Origin of the sequence: Bradyrhizobium sp. STM 3566, from assembly GCF_045571445.1 — a bacterium.
Classification (GTDB): Bacteria; Pseudomonadota; Alphaproteobacteria; order Rhizobiales; family Xanthobacteraceae; genus Bradyrhizobium; species Bradyrhizobium vignae.
Map to the genome: position 1 here is coordinate 7,548,213 of NZ_CP120692.1, position 15,139 is coordinate 7,563,351.

General features: G+C 64.1%; 14 protein-coding genes and 1 riboswitch. Of the genes, 6 read left to right on the top strand and 8 right to left on the bottom strand.

Annotated features, from left to right (window positions below):
- The first annotated feature begins 9 nt into the window (after window positions 1-9).
- The 3 genes from P6U27_RS35890 to P6U27_RS35900 all read left to right on the top strand — a co-directional run bounded on the left by P6U27_RS35890 (window position 10) and on the right by P6U27_RS35900 (window position 1,814).
- Complete coding sequence (locus tag P6U27_RS35890; RefSeq protein WP_122406066.1) at window positions 10-849, top strand: helix-turn-helix transcriptional regulator; 840 nt, start codon at window positions 10-12, stop codon at window positions 847-849.
- A 56-nt stretch (window positions 850-905) separates the two neighbouring features.
- A complete protein-coding gene (locus tag P6U27_RS35895; RefSeq protein WP_162500498.1) occupies window positions 906-1,265 on the top strand; it encodes a VOC family protein in 360 nt (119 codons plus the stop codon).
- Between the two features lie 147 nt (window positions 1,266-1,412).
- A complete protein-coding gene (locus tag P6U27_RS35900) occupies window positions 1,413-1,814 on the top strand; it encodes an SRPBCC family protein (RefSeq protein ID WP_122406070.1) in 402 nt (133 codons plus the stop codon).
- Between the two features lie 21 nt (window positions 1,815-1,835).
- On the opposite strand, the gene P6U27_RS35905 is transcribed toward P6U27_RS35900, so the two are convergent.
- From P6U27_RS35905 to P6U27_RS35915, 3 genes are all read right to left on the bottom strand, one after another.
- Window positions 1,836-3,278, bottom strand: coding sequence for an MATE family efflux transporter (locus P6U27_RS35905; RefSeq protein WP_122406981.1), 1,443 nt, complete (start codon window positions 3,276-3,278; stop codon window positions 1,836-1,838).
- Between the two features lie 294 nt (window positions 3,279-3,572).
- Window positions 3,573-3,986, bottom strand: coding sequence for a PAS domain S-box protein (locus P6U27_RS35910; RefSeq protein ID WP_122406071.1), 414 nt, complete (start codon window positions 3,984-3,986; stop codon window positions 3,573-3,575).
- Between the two features lie 103 nt (window positions 3,987-4,089).
- A complete protein-coding gene (locus P6U27_RS35915) occupies window positions 4,090-5,226 on the bottom strand; it encodes a 2'-deoxycytidine 5'-triphosphate deaminase (protein WP_122406072.1) in 1,137 nt (378 codons plus the stop codon).
- Window positions 5,227-5,306: 80 nt separating this feature from the next.
- Window positions 5,307-5,386, top strand: a riboswitch (SAM riboswitch).
- Window positions 5,387-5,459: 73 nt separating this feature from the next.
- On the opposite strand from P6U27_RS35915, the gene P6U27_RS35920 reads away from it, so the two are divergent.
- Window positions 5,460-6,647, top strand: a complete 1,188-nt coding sequence (locus tag P6U27_RS35920) for an O-succinylhomoserine sulfhydrylase (protein ID WP_162500500.1) — start codon at window positions 5,460-5,462, stop codon at window positions 6,645-6,647.
- Window positions 6,648-6,762: 115 nt separating this feature from the next.
- Here P6U27_RS35920 and P6U27_RS35925 read toward each other — a convergent pair whose 3' ends face one another.
- From P6U27_RS35925 to P6U27_RS35935, 3 genes are read right to left on the bottom strand one after another with little or no spacing between them, the layout of a single operon-like run.
- Window positions 6,763-7,755: an SGNH/GDSL hydrolase family protein gene (locus P6U27_RS35925; protein WP_122406074.1), complete on the bottom strand. Its 993-nt coding sequence runs from the start codon at window positions 7,753-7,755 to the stop codon at window positions 6,763-6,765.
- Window positions 7,756-7,767: 12 nt separating this feature from the next.
- A complete protein-coding gene (locus tag P6U27_RS35930; RefSeq protein WP_122406075.1) occupies window positions 7,768-8,547 on the bottom strand; it encodes an SGNH/GDSL hydrolase family protein in 780 nt (259 codons plus the stop codon).
- The gene (locus tag P6U27_RS35935) at window positions 8,547-9,803 is read right to left on the bottom strand and encodes an OpgC domain-containing protein (RefSeq protein WP_122406076.1); all 1,257 of its coding nucleotides are present in this window, start codon (window positions 9,801-9,803) and stop codon (window positions 8,547-8,549) included. The genes P6U27_RS35930 and P6U27_RS35935 overlap by 1 nt, the downstream gene beginning before the upstream one ends.
- Window positions 9,804-9,999: 196 nt before the next feature.
- Between P6U27_RS35935 and apaG the strand changes: the two genes are divergently transcribed.
- The gene (gene apaG, locus P6U27_RS35940; protein WP_025033430.1) at window positions 10,000-10,392 is read left to right on the top strand and encodes a Co2+/Mg2+ efflux protein ApaG; all 393 of its coding nucleotides are present in this window, start codon (window positions 10,000-10,002) and stop codon (window positions 10,390-10,392) included.
- Window positions 10,393-10,941: 549 nt separating this feature from the next.
- Here apaG and P6U27_RS35945 read toward each other — a convergent pair.
- Window positions 10,942-11,904: an IS110 family transposase gene (locus P6U27_RS35945; protein WP_244607735.1), complete on the bottom strand. Its 963-nt coding sequence runs from the start codon at window positions 11,902-11,904 to the stop codon at window positions 10,942-10,944.
- 259 nt (window positions 11,905-12,163) lie between these two features.
- Between P6U27_RS35945 and P6U27_RS35950 the strand changes: the two genes are divergently transcribed.
- Complete coding sequence (locus P6U27_RS35950) at window positions 12,164-13,264, top strand: IS4 family transposase (RefSeq protein ID WP_122402213.1); 1,101 nt, start codon at window positions 12,164-12,166, stop codon at window positions 13,262-13,264.
- Window positions 13,265-14,037: 773 nt separating this feature from the next.
- On the opposite strand, the gene P6U27_RS35955 is transcribed toward P6U27_RS35950, so the two are convergent.
- Window positions 14,038-15,045 (bottom strand): Hsp33 family molecular chaperone, encoded by a 1,008-nt coding sequence (locus P6U27_RS35955; protein WP_122406079.1) that lies wholly within the window; start codon window positions 15,043-15,045, stop codon window positions 14,038-14,040.
- Window positions 15,046-15,139 lie beyond the last annotated feature (94 nt).

A 15,139-nucleotide genomic window follows, 5' to 3' on the forward strand; every position in this document is an offset into this window, starting at 1 on the left:
ATAGGCGGGATGGACGCGACCGCGCTGCTGACGACGCCATCGATGACGGTCTCCGAGTTTCGCTGCGATGCGGGACCGGACGACACGCCGTTTGCGGAATGCCGCACCGGCCATTCCATAGCCTATGTGCGCTCTGGCAGCTTCGGCTGCCATTGCCGCGCCGGCTTCTTCGAGCTGGTGGCGGGCTCGTTGCTGATCGGCGCGCCCGGCGAGGAATACACCTGCACGCATGAGCATGTCAGCGGCGACGTCTGCCTCGGCTTCTTCTTCAGCGAGGACCTGGTCGATGCCCTTGGGGGACGGCGCGAGACCTGGCAGATCGGCGCGACACCGCCGCTGCCCGAACTGATGGTGCTGGGCGAGCTGGCCCAGACGGCAGCAGATGGCAACAGCGACCTCGGCCTCGACGAGATCGGCCAGATCCTCGCCGGCCGTTTTGTCGACGTGGTCTCCGGCAAGGCCCGCAAGCCGGCCACGCCGACTGCGCGTGACCGCCGCCGCGCGGTGGAGGCCGCGCTGTGGATCGACGACAACTCGCATGCCGAGCTCGACCTCGAACAGGCAGCAAAGCAGGCCGGCCTCAGCCCGTTTCATTTCCTGCGGCTGTTCTCGAGCGTGCTCGGCGTCACCCCGCATCAATATCTGGTGCGCTCGCGGTTGCGGCACGCCGCGCGCAAGCTTGCCGACGACGACACCGCCGTCACCGACATCGCCTATGACGTCGGCTTCGGCGATCTCTCCAATTTCGTCCGCACCTTCCATCGCGCCGCCGGCGTGTCGCCAACCAAGTTCCGGCAGGCCTCGAAGGGGGAGCGCAAGATTCTCCAAGAGCAGCTTGCCCTCAACTGACTAGGGTCGTCTCCGGCGCGTGCCATTCGCGGCACGCTTCTACAATGGAGATGATCATGTACGACCACATCGGATTGCGCGTTGCCGACCTCGACGCCGCCACGCGCTTCTACACCGCAGTGCTGGCGCCGCTCGGTTATGTCGTCTGTTCCAGTGGCGACGGCTATGCCGGGTTCGGGCCGAAGGGCGAGCCAGCGCTGTGGCTGCACCTGAACAAGGGACGGAAGGCCGATGGTGCGCATATCGCGTTTCGCGCCAAGGACCACGACGCGGTCAAGGCGTTCCACAGCGAGGGGCTGAAGAGCGGCGGCCGAGACAATGGCGGCGCCGGGCCGCGCAGGGATTATGGCCCGACCTACTATGCGGCGTTTTTGATCGATCCCGACGGAAATAATGTCGAGGCGGTTTGTGTGTGAGCTCTAGCCAATTGCTTCGTCATTGCGAGGAGCTCTTGCGACGAAGCAAATCCAGACTGTCTCTGCGGAAATATCACTGGATTGCTTTCGCTGTGCTCGCAATGACGGTGTTTGCGGCAACGACCTTTCGAAATCAAGGACGCTTTCATGGTCTCCATCCACAACGACATTCCCCTCCCCGCCTCCGCGCGCGACGTCTGGGACGCGGTGCGCGATTTCGGCGCGCTGCATCACCGGCTGGTGCCGGGCTTCGTTACGGCCTGCACGCTCGACGGCGATGCGCGCATCGTCACCTTTGCCAACGGCTCCGTGGCGCGCGAGGTGCTGGTCGATTGCGACGATGCGCGGCAGCGTCTCGTCTATGCGATCAACAACGAGCGGCTGAAGCATTACAGCGCCTCGGTGCAGGTCATTGCCGACGGCGAAGCGAGGTGCCGCCTCGTCTGGATCATCGACATGCTGCCGAACGAGCTCGCGCCTTACGTTCAGGGGCAGACGAAGGAGGCCGTGGCCGCCATGCAAAGGGCATTTCCAGCTGCGGCGGCCTAGCCCCCCATCGCCGTCACAGCGCTAGTCGGCAGCCGAAAGCGCCGGCCTGATCGCAGCTTTGGTCGCGCGTGGCCCCCAGCGCGTCAGCACCACGCTGGAGCACGACAGCAGGCCGAGCACGACCATCGAGCTCGCGGCCAGCCAGAAAAAGCTTTGCACGCTAGCGTCGTGCGTCGACAGCCACCAGCCGACGCCTGCGATGTAGATCAGCCGTGCCGTCTGCGCCAGCACCGGCCCGATCACCTTGGCCGCGCCTTGCGAGGAGAAATACATTGTCGTGGCAAGGCCAAAAAACGCGTAGAACGGCCCGACCGTCGAGAGATATTGATGGCTTGCCGCGCGCACGGCCACGCTGTCGGTGAAGATGTTGACCCAGAGATCTGGGAAGATCGCAACGAGGCACGCCGGCGCGCCGACCGCGGCGAAAGCGGCAGCACTGGCGGTCCAAGCGATGCGCCGGGCCCGCGCGATGCGGCCGGCGCCGATCGCCATGCCGACCATCGGCACACAGGCGATGCCGAACGAGAAAGCGATCGAGGTCAGCAGGAATTCGAGCCGCGCGCCGATGCCGTAACCGGCGAGGATCGCGGTGCCGAACTTCGCCAGCATGTGGGTGAAGATCGAGATCGTCAGCACCGATTGCAGCGGCGAGAAGCAGGCGATGGCGCCGACCTTCAGGATGTCGAAGAACATCGCCCGTTGGATACGAAGGCCTCGAAGCTTCGGCGCGACCCGCGCGCGGCCGGAGAACAGGTACCAGCCCATGATGCAGATGTTCATGGTGTAGGCAATCAGCGCGCCGGCCGCGACGCCGCGCATGCCGAGCTGCGGCACCGGGCCAAGCCCGAGGCCGAGCGTGCCGCCGAGCACGATCTGCCAGGCCGCGGAGTTGAGGATCAGGAACGACGGCAGCTTCATGTTGCCGGTGCCGCGCAAGATGCCCGCCATGGTGTTGAGCAGCCAGGGCAGCACAGCGCCGCCGAAAAACACCTGCGTGTAGGCGATCGCATGCGCCAGCACATTGCCGCGGCCGCCGAGCATTTCGAGCAGCCTGGGCCCGAAGATCAGCATGCCCAGCATGAAGACGAGACCGAAGCTGATGCCGATCAGCATCGCATGCACGGCGAGCGTGCCGGCACGCTCACGGTCGCCGGCGCCGAGCGCACGTGCGATGGCGGACGCCACAGCGCCGCCCATCGCGCCGCCGGACATGGTCATGGTCAGGATCACTGTCGGAAACACCAGCGCCATCGCCGCCAGCGCCTCGACGCCGAGCCGGCCCACGTAGGAGGTCTCGGCAATCACCACGCAGATGCCGGCCGACAGGCCGATCACGTTCGGCCAGGCGAGGGAGAGCAGCGTGCGCAGGATCGGCCCGTCGGTCAGCGCGCTCTTGACCTGCCGCGGAGGCGGCGGCAACGGGCGCTCGTGATCATCGACCGGAATCTCGGCGATGTCGGACATGTCCTCTCCCGGGCGCGAGCGCCATTTGCGGCGCGGCAATGAACAGGTGTGCCAATCAATTTCTTCGCGCGCAGGGCGCGGCAGGGGCTTGTTAGCACGGCGATTGCCGATTCCTCCTGCGCAGGGCGCAGGCGTGCCTTGCGGGAGCGCATTTCGATGAATGGAATTCGGCTCTCTCGTCTCCCTCTCCCCGTTCTTACGGGGCTTACGGGGAGAGGGAGGGGTGAGGCTCTGTCCGCGCAATCGGTGACGGCTATGCAGGGTGCCCTGCCACGGCGGCCCGGCAATTCCGCATCACGAATTTTGCGCAAGCCTGGCGGCCCGCTCGCTCTCGACGCGTTCGGTGACATCGCGTGCCATGGCGACCGATCCCCGCACTGTGCCATCAGTGTCCCGCACCAGCGCGAAGGTCATCTCGATGTAGAGCTTGCCCCCGCTCTTGTGCAGCGCGCGGGTCAGCGTCGGTTTGCCCGCAAGCTTCATCGTCCCGCTCGCGAGCGCGGCCTCGAAGCCTTTCCAGTGCGCCGCGCGCAGATGTTCGGGAATGATCAGATCGAGGTTCTGGCCGAGCGCTTCATCGGCGGAGAAGCCGAACAGGGCGGTCGATGCGCGATTCCAGCGCGTGATCGTGCCGGAGCGATCGGAATAGATCAGCGCGTCCGCGACGTCGTTGAGGATGTTTGCGTCGAGTTGGGATGGATCGGTCATGCCGAGACCTTATAGCCCTGATGGAGCGAAGCTAATCCGGGATCGCGCCACAAGTGAGGCCTTCTCGGAACGCGCTTGCGCTCGCCCGGACTACAGGATCGGGCTACACCCGAAAATGCTTCGATAGTTTGAGCCCCTGCGCCTGGTAGTTCGAACCGATGCGCTGGCCGTACATCGCGTCGGGACGCGCCAGCATCTTCTCGTAGACGAGGCGGCCGACGATCTGGCCGTGCTCGAGGATGAACGGCACCTCGCGCGAGCGCACTTCCAGCACGGCGCGCGCTCCTAGCCCGCCCGCACCGGCATAGCCGAAGCCGGGATCGAAGAATCCGGCATAGTGCACGCGGAATTCGCCGACCAAGGGATCGAACGGCACCATCTCCGCGGCGTAGTCGGGCGGCACCTGCACGGCTTCCTTGGAAGCGAGGATGTAGAACTCGCCGGGATCGAGGATCAGGCTGCCATCGGGGCGGGCCGAGATCGGCTCCCAGAAATCTTCCACCGCATAGCCGGAGCGACGGTCGACGTCGACGACGCCGGTGTGGCGCTTGGCGCGGTAGCCGACGAAGCCATTTGCCTTCTCGCCGGACAGATCCACCGAGACCGCAACGCCGCCCGAGAGATCGGCGTCGTCGATGTCGACAAGGCGCTCGGCCGCATGCAACGCGTCGAGCTCGTCGGCATTGAGGATGGCGTCACCGGTGCGGAAGCGGACTTGGGAGAGGCGCGAGCCCTCGCGCACCAGCACCGGAAACGTCTTCGGGCTGATCTCGGCGTAGAGCGGACCGTGATAGCCGGCCCCGATCATGTCGAAGCGGCGGGTGCCATCGGCAATCACGCGGGTGAAGACGTCGAGCCGGCCGGTCGAGCTCTTCGGGTTCGCAGCCGCGACGATCTCGGGCGGCAGCGCGAGGCTTTCGAGCAGCGGCACGATGTAGACGCAGTTGGTCTCCAGCACCGCGCCGTCAGCGAGGCTGAACTCGTGCAGCTTCAACTCGTCGATACGCTCCGCGACCGTGGCGCCGGGCCCCGGCAGGAAGCTGGCGCGAACGCGATAGGCGATGTCGCCAAGGCGCAGATCGAGGCTCGCCGGCTGGATCTGGCTCTCCACGAAGTCGTATGCGGGCAGGATGAGGCCTTCTTCCGCCATCGCCGCGATCATGCGGTCGGGCAGGATACCGTTGGCGTCGGCGGCGACCGTGAACGTCAACCGGGGGTCCTCATCAGGGGTCAAACGCATTCCGAAATGCGGGACATACCAGCCTTTTACGGCTAGCCGATGGACGCCTTGACGGAAAGGGGATTGCGGAATATGAGCATCACTTATCCCGTGGTGATTTGAGCCGGCCGGCTTGCAGCCACGTTAAATAAATCGCTAAACAGGCCGGGGACCTCTGTGATCCCGGCCAGTGGAGATATCCAGGCCGGTTTTTTTATGACCATTTTCGCCCAATGGTCATGTCGGAGGACCCTATGTCGAAGTCGCCTGCCAACTACCGCCCCGAAACCCGCCTGGTCCATTCCGGGACGCTGCGCTCGCAATATGGCGAGACGTCGGAGGCGCTGTTCCTGACGCAAGGCTATGTCTACGCCAGCGCGGAGGAGTGCGAGGCGCGGTTCAAGGGCGAGGATCCCGGCTTCATCTATTCGCGCTACTCCAACCCGACCATCGCGATGTTCGAGCGTCGCATGATCGAGCTCGAAGGCGCCGAGGCCGCGCGTTCGGCGGCGACCGGCATGGCGGCGGTGACGACCGCGATCCTGGCGCCACTGAAGGCCGGCGATCACGTGGTCGCTTCGCGCGCCCTGTTCGGCTCGTGCCTTTATGTCATCCAGGACCTGTTGCCGCGCTACGGCATCGAGACCACGCTGGTCGACGGGCTCGATCTCGACCAGTGGCAGCGCGCATTGAAGCCCAACACCAAGACGTTCTTCCTGGAGAGCCCGACCAACCCGACGCTGGACGTGCTCGACATTCCCGCGATCGCCGAGATCGCGCACAAGGGCGGCGCGCGGCTCGTGGTCGACAACGTGTTCGCGACCCCGATCTGGCAGAGCCCGCTCGCGCTGGGAGCCGACGTCGTCGTCTATTCCGCGACCAAGCATATCGACGGCCAGGGCCGGTGCCTCGGCGGCATCATCCTGTCCTCGGAAGCCTTCATCGCCGAGCACATCCACAATTTCATGCGCCAGACCGGCCCCTCGATCTCGCCGTTCAACGCCTGGGTCCTGCTCAAGGGCCTGGAGACGCTGGGCGTGCGCGTGCGCGCGCAGACCGACACGGCGGCGCGTATCGCCGAGGTGCTGGCAAGCCATCCCAAGATCTCGCGGCTGGTCTATCCCGGCCGCGCCGATCATCCGCAGGCGGCGCTGGTGAGGAAGCAGATGCGCGGCGGCTCGACGCTGGTCGGCTTCGAGGTCAAGGGCGGCAAGCAGGCCGCATTCCGCGTGCTCAACGAGCTGAAGCTTGCGAAGATCTCCAACAATCTCGGCGATGCCAAGAGCCTCGTCACGCATCCGGCGACCACGACGCATCAACGCCTGAAGCCGGAAGACCGCGCCGCGCTCGGCATCAGCGAGGGTTTCATCCGCTTCTCCGCGGGGCTGGAGCATGCGGACGATCTGATCGAGGATTTGACGGCGGCGCTGGAGAAGGCGTGAGGGAAGCGAAGGTCTCGTAGGATTGGCAAAGCGAAGCGTGCCCACCATTCTCGACTACAATGACGAGATGGTGGGCACGGCGCGGTGCGCCTTTGCCCAGCCTACGGCAGCGTGCCTACATCGGCCGGTACGTCCTCACGTCCGCGGGCACGTTCACACCGATCCTGATCTGGCCGACCGAACGAATGATGTCATCGCCGAGCAGCTGGGCGAAGCAGGCGTAGCCCCAATCGTTCATGTGCAGGCCGTCGGCGATCACGAAGCTCTCGACCGGGATCGATTGGTTCTCGTGCCAGTCGCGCATCACCTCGAAGCGCGGGAAGATGCCGACGTGACGGAGCTCGGCGACCTTGCCGAGCAGCTTCACCATCTTGCCGGCGCTCTCCTTACGCTGGTTGATGGCCGGCGAATATTGCGGATCGACCAGCACGATGTCGGCGCCACCGGCGGCCTGAATGCGGCTGATGCCGTCCTCGACTATCTTCGCGGTCTCGGCGGGATCGAGATTGCGCAGCACGGCGTTGGTGCCGACCTGCCAGATCACCAGATCCGGATGCACGTCGATCACCTGCGTCTGCAGGCGTTTCATCATCTCGGGTGCATCCTCGCCACCGACGCCGGCATTGACGACGGTGATGTCGGCGGTCGGATAATGCCGGCGCAGCTGCGCGGCGAGACGATTCGGATAATTGAATTCCGGCGAGCTCGCGCCGAATCCCGCGGTCGACGACGAGCCGAACGCGACGATGACGACGGGCTGGCCGGCGACGAGCTTGCTTGCGACATGCGGCAGCGAGCCCATGGCCTTCGAGCCGCCCTTCGGCGGCAGGCAGGGCACGCGGCTGAAGATGTCGGCGGCAGACTTTGCGACCTCCTTCACCTTGTCGATGGCGCGCGACGTGACCCCGCGCTGCTCGGACGACCTTGCGGCGACGGTGGTCTGGGAAGGCGAAGCGGACGCGGGATCAGCCGGCTGCGCGGGTGCGGGTGTCGCCTGTGCGGACTGCGATTGTGCACGTGACTGCGAGGCCGGCGTCAGCAACAACAGCACTGCGGCTGCGGGCGCGGCCAGCCATGACGTCAGGCAAAAAGGGCGGAGAGAACTCATTAACGCTAGACCTCAATTCTGCTGCTGGGCCGGCTCCAGATGAGCGGCGTCGATCACGAATTGTGCCAACGCCCGGCCAAGGCAATCATGGACCTGCTTCGCCAGCTCAGGCCCGTGGGACGGGCTGAACAGGTCGAACTGGCCCTGATCATTCCACTGCCGCATGATCGCGAAACGATCGAACAGCGGGATGTCGTGCTCCTGCGCCACCACGCGCATGTTATCGAGAAAAGGCTGCGCCGAGATCATGGTTTCGGTGCGCGGGCTGTACTGCAAATTCATCAAGACGACGTCAGCCCCTGTCTTTTGCAGCGCAACAACCCCGTCGGTCACCGCGCTACGAAATTCATCGGGATCGATGGATCGAATAGCATCCACGGTCCCGGTCTGCCAGATCACCAAAGTAGGCTTTCTTGCTTCCAGCAGCTTAACGAAGGTGGAGGCGGTCTCCTCTGCCGTCTTCTTGCTCTGTATTTCTACGGAGACGTGCACGACCTCGGACGGTGGCAGCTTCTCCTTCAGGATCGCCTCCATGCGCGCCGGGTATGAGCTGCTCTCCGACGACGGAATCGTGGTCGAGCGGCTGCCGATGACCAGGATGTCGAGCGGCTTGCCGGCCTTGACGGCGTCGGCAACCTTGGGCAGCTGGCTTTCGCTGGTCAGCAGATAGGGCGGCAATTCGCAGGCTGCGGGCGCATGGGAAGCGACAGGCGCAGCATCGCCCGCACGCGCCACAGGCGCGGCGAGGCCACCGCATAGCAGGATCAGGCTCAGGAGAACCTTCGCCTTCATCAGCCCCCTCCCGCCAGATCGGCGTTGCCGACGGCGTTTTTGGTTTTCGCACCGCTCTTGTCAGCCACGCGCTTGTACCACGAAATCACCCAGGCCACGCCCCACATGATCAGGATCCCGGAGAGACTAATCAGCGCATGCATGGCTGCGCCGCCGGAGACTTCGGCGAGAATAAAATGGCCGGCGAAGGCCAGGAACACCCCGAGACAGAAGATCTCGAGGGAATGCTGACCACATAGAATCAATGGTCGCAGCCAGCGCGATTTCAAGCCCGGCCAATCCCGGGGCAGGAAGCGCACGGTGAGCGCGGCGAGCGCCAGGAAATGCGTGAAGCGCAGCACGTCGAGGTCGGTCTTGTCGATCGGATACATCCACTGCTCGATCCGCTTCGGCATGAACTGTGAGAGCTGCGGCACGTACCAGGTCAGCGTCACGTAGAACGCCGCGACGAGATAGGCGATCGAGATCCACATGGTCACCGGCGAGGCCAGGATACGCGACATGCGGCGCGCACCTCCGAGCGCGCACCATGCACCGAAGACGAAGAGCAATTGCCATGCCAGGGGATTGAAGGCCCAGAAGCCGTTCGGATAGGCCGAGAAGTAGAGGTCGTATTCCCACGTCACGGCATAGAGCACCACCGAGAGGCCGAGCGTGACGTCTGGCTTCCACTTCATCGACCACAGGATCAAGGGTAGCGCCAGCATCAGCACGATATAAAGCGGCAGCACGTCCATGTTGACGGGGCGGAAGCGCAAGAGCAGCGCCTGCACGATGGTGACGTCGGGCTGCTTGAGGAAGTCCATGATGCCCATCTCTTCGGTGTAGAGGGGGTTCTCGAATCTGGTCGCCACGTAGGAGATTTCGGCGAGGAAGATCGTGAACAGGAAGACGTGGGCGACATAGATCTGCCAGACCCGGCGCAGGATGCGCGCGGTGGCGATGACGAATCCGCCCTCCAACATCGCCCTGCCGTAGACGAAGGCCGCGGTATAGCCCGAGATGAAGATGAAGATCTCGGTGGCGTCGCTGAAGCCGTAATTGCGGATGGTAAACCAGGTGAGCAGGCTCGTCGGCAGATGGTCGATGAAGATCAGCCACAGCGCGAGGCCGCGGAACAGATCGAGCCGGAGCTCGCGCTCGCCGACGGCGGGCAGCGTGATGGCCGGCGCGGCGGCGCGCGGCTTGGCCTCTGCGGGTTTGACTTCCGCGGTTCCCGAGATCGTCGATCCCGTCACTTGGTCGGCAATGGTCATCGGGGGCCTAACAACCCTTCCGCAAATCGCGACGTTGAAGGAGTTTAATGGTCCGGCTGTCGTCTCGCAAAGCGGCCGGATCACATAAGGGTGTCTCGCTTGGGAGCGTCCTTCCCCTCGAATTCTGGCGGGACGATGTCGCCAAAGCCACCCGCGGCGTTTGGTTCCCCGGCCGGATTTCGGTATGATGGCAGCCATGTACCGCGCCGTGACCCGCCAGATCGAAGTGACCGTCGAGCCGAACTTTGTTCCGGAGCAGTCGTCGGCCGACCGCTCGCGCTACTTCTGGTCCTATACCATCGTCATCACCAATTCGGGCGAGGAGACCGTGCAGCTCAAGACGCGGCACTGGATCATCACCGATGCCTCCGGCCGCCAGCAGGAGGTGAAGGGCGAGGGCGTGGTCGGCGAGCAGCCGATCCTGGCCCCCGGCGAGCGCTTCGAATACACCTCCGGCGTGCCGCTCTCGACCGCCTCGGGCTTCATGACCGGCCGCTACCAGATGGTCAGCGAAACCGGCGAGCGGTTCGAGATCGACGTGCCGACATTCTCGCTGGACAGCCCGGACAGCAAGCGGGTTTTGAATTAACGGCGCATCGTTCACCTCGTCCCGGACAGGCTGTCGCGCGGAAGCGCTGCGGCGCCGAGCCGGGACCCCGGGCAACAGGGCGCGGTGCGGCGACATGAGCCCCGGCTCTGCAGCGCATCACTCCGGACGATACTTTGCATTGCCGGGCACGCTGCGCTGCGTCCGGGGCACGCGAGAGGCGTGTGGTACACGCTCTCCCCTCCTCGTCATTGCGAGGAGCCCTTGCGACGAAGCAATCCTGAATCCCGCCGCGGAAAGATTCTGGATTGCTTCGCTGCGCTCGCAATGACGGAGTGTGAGGTGACAGCGTGTGCGTGGCTGCAGACATGCCTTCGCGTCCTCGCGGCGCAATTCGCCCGAGCTTTGCTTGATCGCTCCACCCTCTAAGCCAAGCAACTGTGGCGAAGTAGCCCGGCGATCGGCCGGCCTCAAGGCTGGCGCTGGCGCGCCCCCGCCTGCGGCGGCTGACGGCCTTGACCCCGTCCGCTCACCGGTCTGTTGGCTTTGCATGCGCTCGGCCGAGGTCCGAGCGCGAGATAGGCGCGCTCGTCAGGCCACCCTGTATTTCTTCGGATCCCACGTCTCGCCGCGCGCGATCATGGTGTTGAGGATGATGATCAGCTTGCGCATGCAGGCGACGATCGCGACCTTTGGCGGCTTGCCCTTGGCAATCAGCCGTTCGTAGAAGGCCTTGAACACCGGATTGTTCAGCGTTGCGGCACCGACACAGGGCATGTAGAGGGCATTTCGCACCCAGCGGCGGCCACCCTTGATGCAGCGTTCACCTCGACGTTTGCCGCTATCATCGTCATAAGGAGCAACGCCCATCAACGCGGCGGCAACTTCGTCGCTCACCTGCCCCAGCTCCGGTAGTCCTCCAAGCAGCGCCATTGCGGTCCCCTCAGCAAAGCCTGGTACGCTCTGGATGATCTCGGCACGTTTGGCAAAGTCCGGCGTTGTCTTGATCGTCGCCGCGATCGCGGTCTCGAGCGCGGCGATTTCGTCAGCCAGCTTCTTAAGAAGACGCGCGCGAGCCTTCTGAACAAGGGCCGGCGCCTCATGCTCCTTCTGCATTTCCAGGCGAGCCCTGACGTCAAGCAGGCCTTGGCGTCCCTTCACCAGTGCCTTCATCTCCTCGTGAGCGGGATTGTCGACTTGGCTGGGAGCCTCGCCGAATGTCTCGGCGAACCAGGAGATCATCTCCGCGTCGATCTTGTCATTTTTCGCAAGGCGTCCCGCCGATTCCGCAAAGTGGCGAACCCGTTTGGGATCGACGATCCGTACTTCCAGCCCTGCTTGGCGCAACGCCTTGGCCCATACCCGCTCGTAGCCGCCGCTTGCCTCCATCACTGCCTTGCCGACCTGATGCTTGCGAAGCCATGCAATCAAGCTCCGTCGCCCCGCCGCGGTTGTTGGGCAAGTCTTCCGCTCCGTTACGGTCCGAATGCACGCATCAATCTTGTCTTTAGCGACATCGATGCCGACGACAACCAGATCGTCTTGTGTCATCATCCACTCCCTTCCTTGCCTGGTACGGGCTCGCAGCCCTTGCAACTGTTCGGGTTCAGGAAGACACCGGAGCTGTCCCTTGCTCTTTAGCAGGCTCTGTCGCCTTTGGGCGCAACGGGCTCAGTTCCGGCAACGGGCGGTTCTGATCCAACCGCCCGTTGCCACATTCTGGCAGATTTCGGGGACACAAGGGCGCAGGGAAGACCGCATAGGCGTTAAGTTTGTTCTTGAGTGTTGGAATCACACGTGATTCCAAGGCGGGATGGCAGACGAATCGCTTCTGAACGAGGACTGGACGAGAGTGGTTACGCAGCTCGGCGGGGCTGCGCAGCTTGAAATAAGTGCGCGCCAGACGAAGGCTTTCGTGCGGCGGCGCCAAATTCCAGATGCGGTGGCGTTACTTCGGCTGATGCTGGCCTATTGTCTGGGTGAAAGAGGGTTGAGATCGACAGCCGCGTGGGCCGCTTCTGTTGGCCTTGCCGACCTCAGCAGCGTGGCGTTGTTCTATCGCCTGCGTCAATGTGGCGATTGGTTTGCAGTGCTGGTGGAGGGCTTGCTCGCTGCGGCAGCCCCGAAAGCGAGCCGAGGCCGCCTGATCCGCATTATCGATGCGACGACAGTGCCTCAGGCAGGACCGGCTGCGCGCAGGAACAGTGAGCTTTGGCGCGTTCATAGTGCATTCGATCTGCCATATGAGCGCTTTGGTCACTTCGAGCTGACAGATCAGCAAGAAGGCGAAACGTTTGACCGGATACCGGTGGTCAAGAACGAGATCCGCATTGCTGACCGCGCTTATCTACAACCTGACCGCATCGCCGCTGTGCGCGACGCCGGGGCAGACGTTTTGATCCGAGCGGGCTGGAAGAACGCACGTTGGCTTGATGCCAAAGGCCTTCCGTTCGATCTGATGGCCCAATTGCGTGCGGCGAAGGCGCACGGACTGATCGATCGGAGGATTTGGATCAAACGCAAGGACGGTGCGCCTCTGGCTATGCGTCTGGTCGCAGTCAAGAAGCCCGCCGGTGCAGTCGCGGCTTCGCGCCGTAAAGCCCGGCGCGACGCACAAGACGAAAACCGCGTCATCTCCAAAGAAACTCTGGAAGCCGCGGATTGGGTCATTCTGGTCACGTCGCTCGCGCGGGACGAGTTCTCCACCAAGGATGTACTCGCGCTCTATCGACTGCGATGGCGCATCGAACTTGGCTTCAAGCGACTGAAGAGTCTGATTGGTCTCAAGACGCCACCTGGAACCGATCCGCGCTCCGCCAAGCCCTACTTGCTGGCACACCTCTTGATCATCCTGCTGCTCGAGCCGCTTGCCCGCGACTTCGAGGACTCTCCCCGCTGGACGCAGGCCGCCTGACGGCACCTGGCGCTTGGCGTGTTTTGCAACAACTCGTTGCATCCTTGCTACAAGCGATCATTCCACAACCAACCATCCGTTGCTTTCGCCGCAGAAAGCGAGCGCTTGGGCGGCACCTGCGCGAGCCTCCTCGAAAACGTCCGTATCAATCGATGCTCGCGCTACCTTAACGCCTATGGGGAAGACCGGGTGCTGACCTCGCACCCGCGGTCTGCTGCGCGAAAGGATCGCGCAAAAAGACCGCACAGCAGCATACAGGTGGAGCCAATCACTCGGCCTTCCCTGCGCGATGGTCGGACGGCTTATGCCGCGCTCTCCTGGGAGCCGAATTCCTTCTGGCCTCCCTCGCGCTCGCGGAATTCACCAGCACCGCGCCGGTTGACGCGACTGCCGCCTCCGCAAGAGCTTGACCGTAGCAACGACGGCCAGGACCACACGGTTTTGCCGTACGCACGGTTCGTTGGCGCCACAGGGTTCGACGGCGTTGTGCACGTTGCCACCGAAATGCTGACGCGACGAACCTGACAGCGCCGCTCGTCCGCACGAAGCCTCGGGCTCACGGAGAGCAATCCGCCCTGCCCTTGACATCTCGTACACGACGCTGCTGCGTCCACCGCAAGCCCGGCTCGCGACAATGACGACCTCATGATCGCCCCTCGAGAATGAGCCGGGATGGGCGATACATACGCCAATTCCGAATTTCGGTAAAGCGGAATATCTTTGCGTGACGGGATTGACAGAGGGCGACACAGGCTACGGGCTACGGACGCCGTCTACGCGCCCCCCACGCCCGCCTCGTGCGGCGTGAACTGGTACACCGACGAGCAGAACTCGCAGGTGACGACGACCTTGTCGTCCTTGACCATGGCGGCGCGGTCGTCGGGCGAGAAGCTCTTGAGCATCGAGGCGACAGCATCGCGCGAGCAGGAGCACCGCGCATCGAGAACCTGCGGATTGAACACGCGCACGCCGCGCTCGTGGAAGAGGCGGAACAGCAGCCGCTCGCCCGAGAGCTCGGGATCGATCAGCTCGACGTCCTCGACGGTCTCGATCAGCGAGCGCGCCTCGACCCAAGCGTCGTCCTCAGTGACGCTGTGCGCCTCGGTGCCTTCGGGCGCATCGCCGGGATGCAGATCGGCCTGACGTGCGCGCTCCGGCGCCTTGGGCAGAAACTGCATCAGCATGCCGCCGGCGCGCCAGCGATGCTTGCCGCCGTCGCTACTGCGCCACTCCTCGCCGACCGCGAGACGCACGCGCGTCGGGATCTGCTCGGAACGCAGGAAATATTCGTGGGCAGCGTCTTCGAGGCTGCCGCCGTCGAGCGCGACCAACCCCTGGTAACGACTCATGTCGGGGCCCTGGTCGATGGTCATGGCGAGATGGCCGCGGCCGAGCAGCGCGCCGGAATCCTTCGCCGTGCCCAAGCGCGAGGCATCGAAGCGGGCATAGGCGCGCAGATGGTCCGGCGACTTGTAGTCCACCACCAGGAACGACACCGGGCCGTCGGTCTGGGCCTGAAGAATGAAGCGGCCCTCGAATTTGAGCGCCGAGCCGAGCAGCGTCGTCAGCACGATGGCCTCGCCGAGCAGCTTGCCGACCGGCGCCGGATAGTCGTGCTTGGTGAGAATGTCGTCCAGCGTCGGACCAAGCCGCACCAGACGCCCGCGCACGTCGAGCGCGTCGACCTCGTAAGGCAGCACGGCGTCGTCGATTGGAACCGCCGATGGTGCGCGAACCGGGCCTTCAGGCCCGGTTTTCATGTCAGGGGATTGGGAAACCATGGCGCTTTATCTGGGGTCAGAGAGTGGGAAATGGAAGGGGGGTGAAGAGCCCCAAACTCAGTGTCGTCCCGGGCAAGCGCAAGCGCAGATCCGG

Bases quoted from the DNA above. Each gene is read 5' to 3' on its own strand.
- P6U27_RS35950 (WP_122402213.1), top strand. From the start codon at position 12,164: ATGGCAGACGAATCGCTTCTGAACGAGGACTGGACGAGAGTGGTTACG.
- P6U27_RS35925 (WP_122406074.1), bottom strand. From the start codon at position 7,755: ATGAGTTCTCTCCGCCCTTTTTGCCTGACGTCATGGCTGGCCGCGCCC.
- P6U27_RS35890 (WP_122406066.1), top strand. From the start codon at position 10: ATGGACGCGACCGCGCTGCTGACGACGCCATCGATGACGGTCTCCGAG.
- P6U27_RS35895 (WP_162500498.1), top strand. From the start codon at position 906: ATGTACGACCACATCGGATTGCGCGTTGCCGACCTCGACGCCGCCACG.
- P6U27_RS35955 (WP_122406079.1), bottom strand. From the start codon at position 15,045: ATGGTTTCCCAATCCCCTGACATGAAAACCGGGCCTGAAGGCCCGGTT.
- P6U27_RS35930 (WP_122406075.1), bottom strand. From the start codon at position 8,547: ATGAAGGCGAAGGTTCTCCTGAGCCTGATCCTGCTATGCGGTGGCCTC.
- P6U27_RS35915 (WP_122406072.1), bottom strand. From the start codon at position 5,226: ATGCGTTTGACCCCTGATGAGGACCCCCGGTTGACGTTCACGGTCGCC.
- P6U27_RS35935 (WP_122406076.1), bottom strand. From the start codon at position 9,803: ATGACCATTGCCGACCAAGTGACGGGATCGACGATCTCGGGAACCGCG.
- P6U27_RS35900 (WP_122406070.1), top strand. From the start codon at position 1,413: ATGGTCTCCATCCACAACGACATTCCCCTCCCCGCCTCCGCGCGCGAC.
- P6U27_RS35945 (WP_244607735.1), bottom strand. From the start codon at position 11,904: ATGATGACACAAGACGATCTGGTTGTCGTCGGCATCGATGTCGCTAAA.
- P6U27_RS35920 (WP_162500500.1), top strand. From the start codon at position 5,460: ATGTCGAAGTCGCCTGCCAACTACCGCCCCGAAACCCGCCTGGTCCAT.
- P6U27_RS35905 (WP_122406981.1), bottom strand. From the start codon at position 3,278: ATGTCCGACATCGCCGAGATTCCGGTCGATGATCACGAGCGCCCGTTG.
- apaG (WP_025033430.1), top strand. From the start codon at position 10,000: ATGTACCGCGCCGTGACCCGCCAGATCGAAGTGACCGTCGAGCCGAAC.
- P6U27_RS35910 (WP_122406071.1), bottom strand. From the start codon at position 3,986: ATGACCGATCCATCCCAACTCGACGCAAACATCCTCAACGACGTCGCG.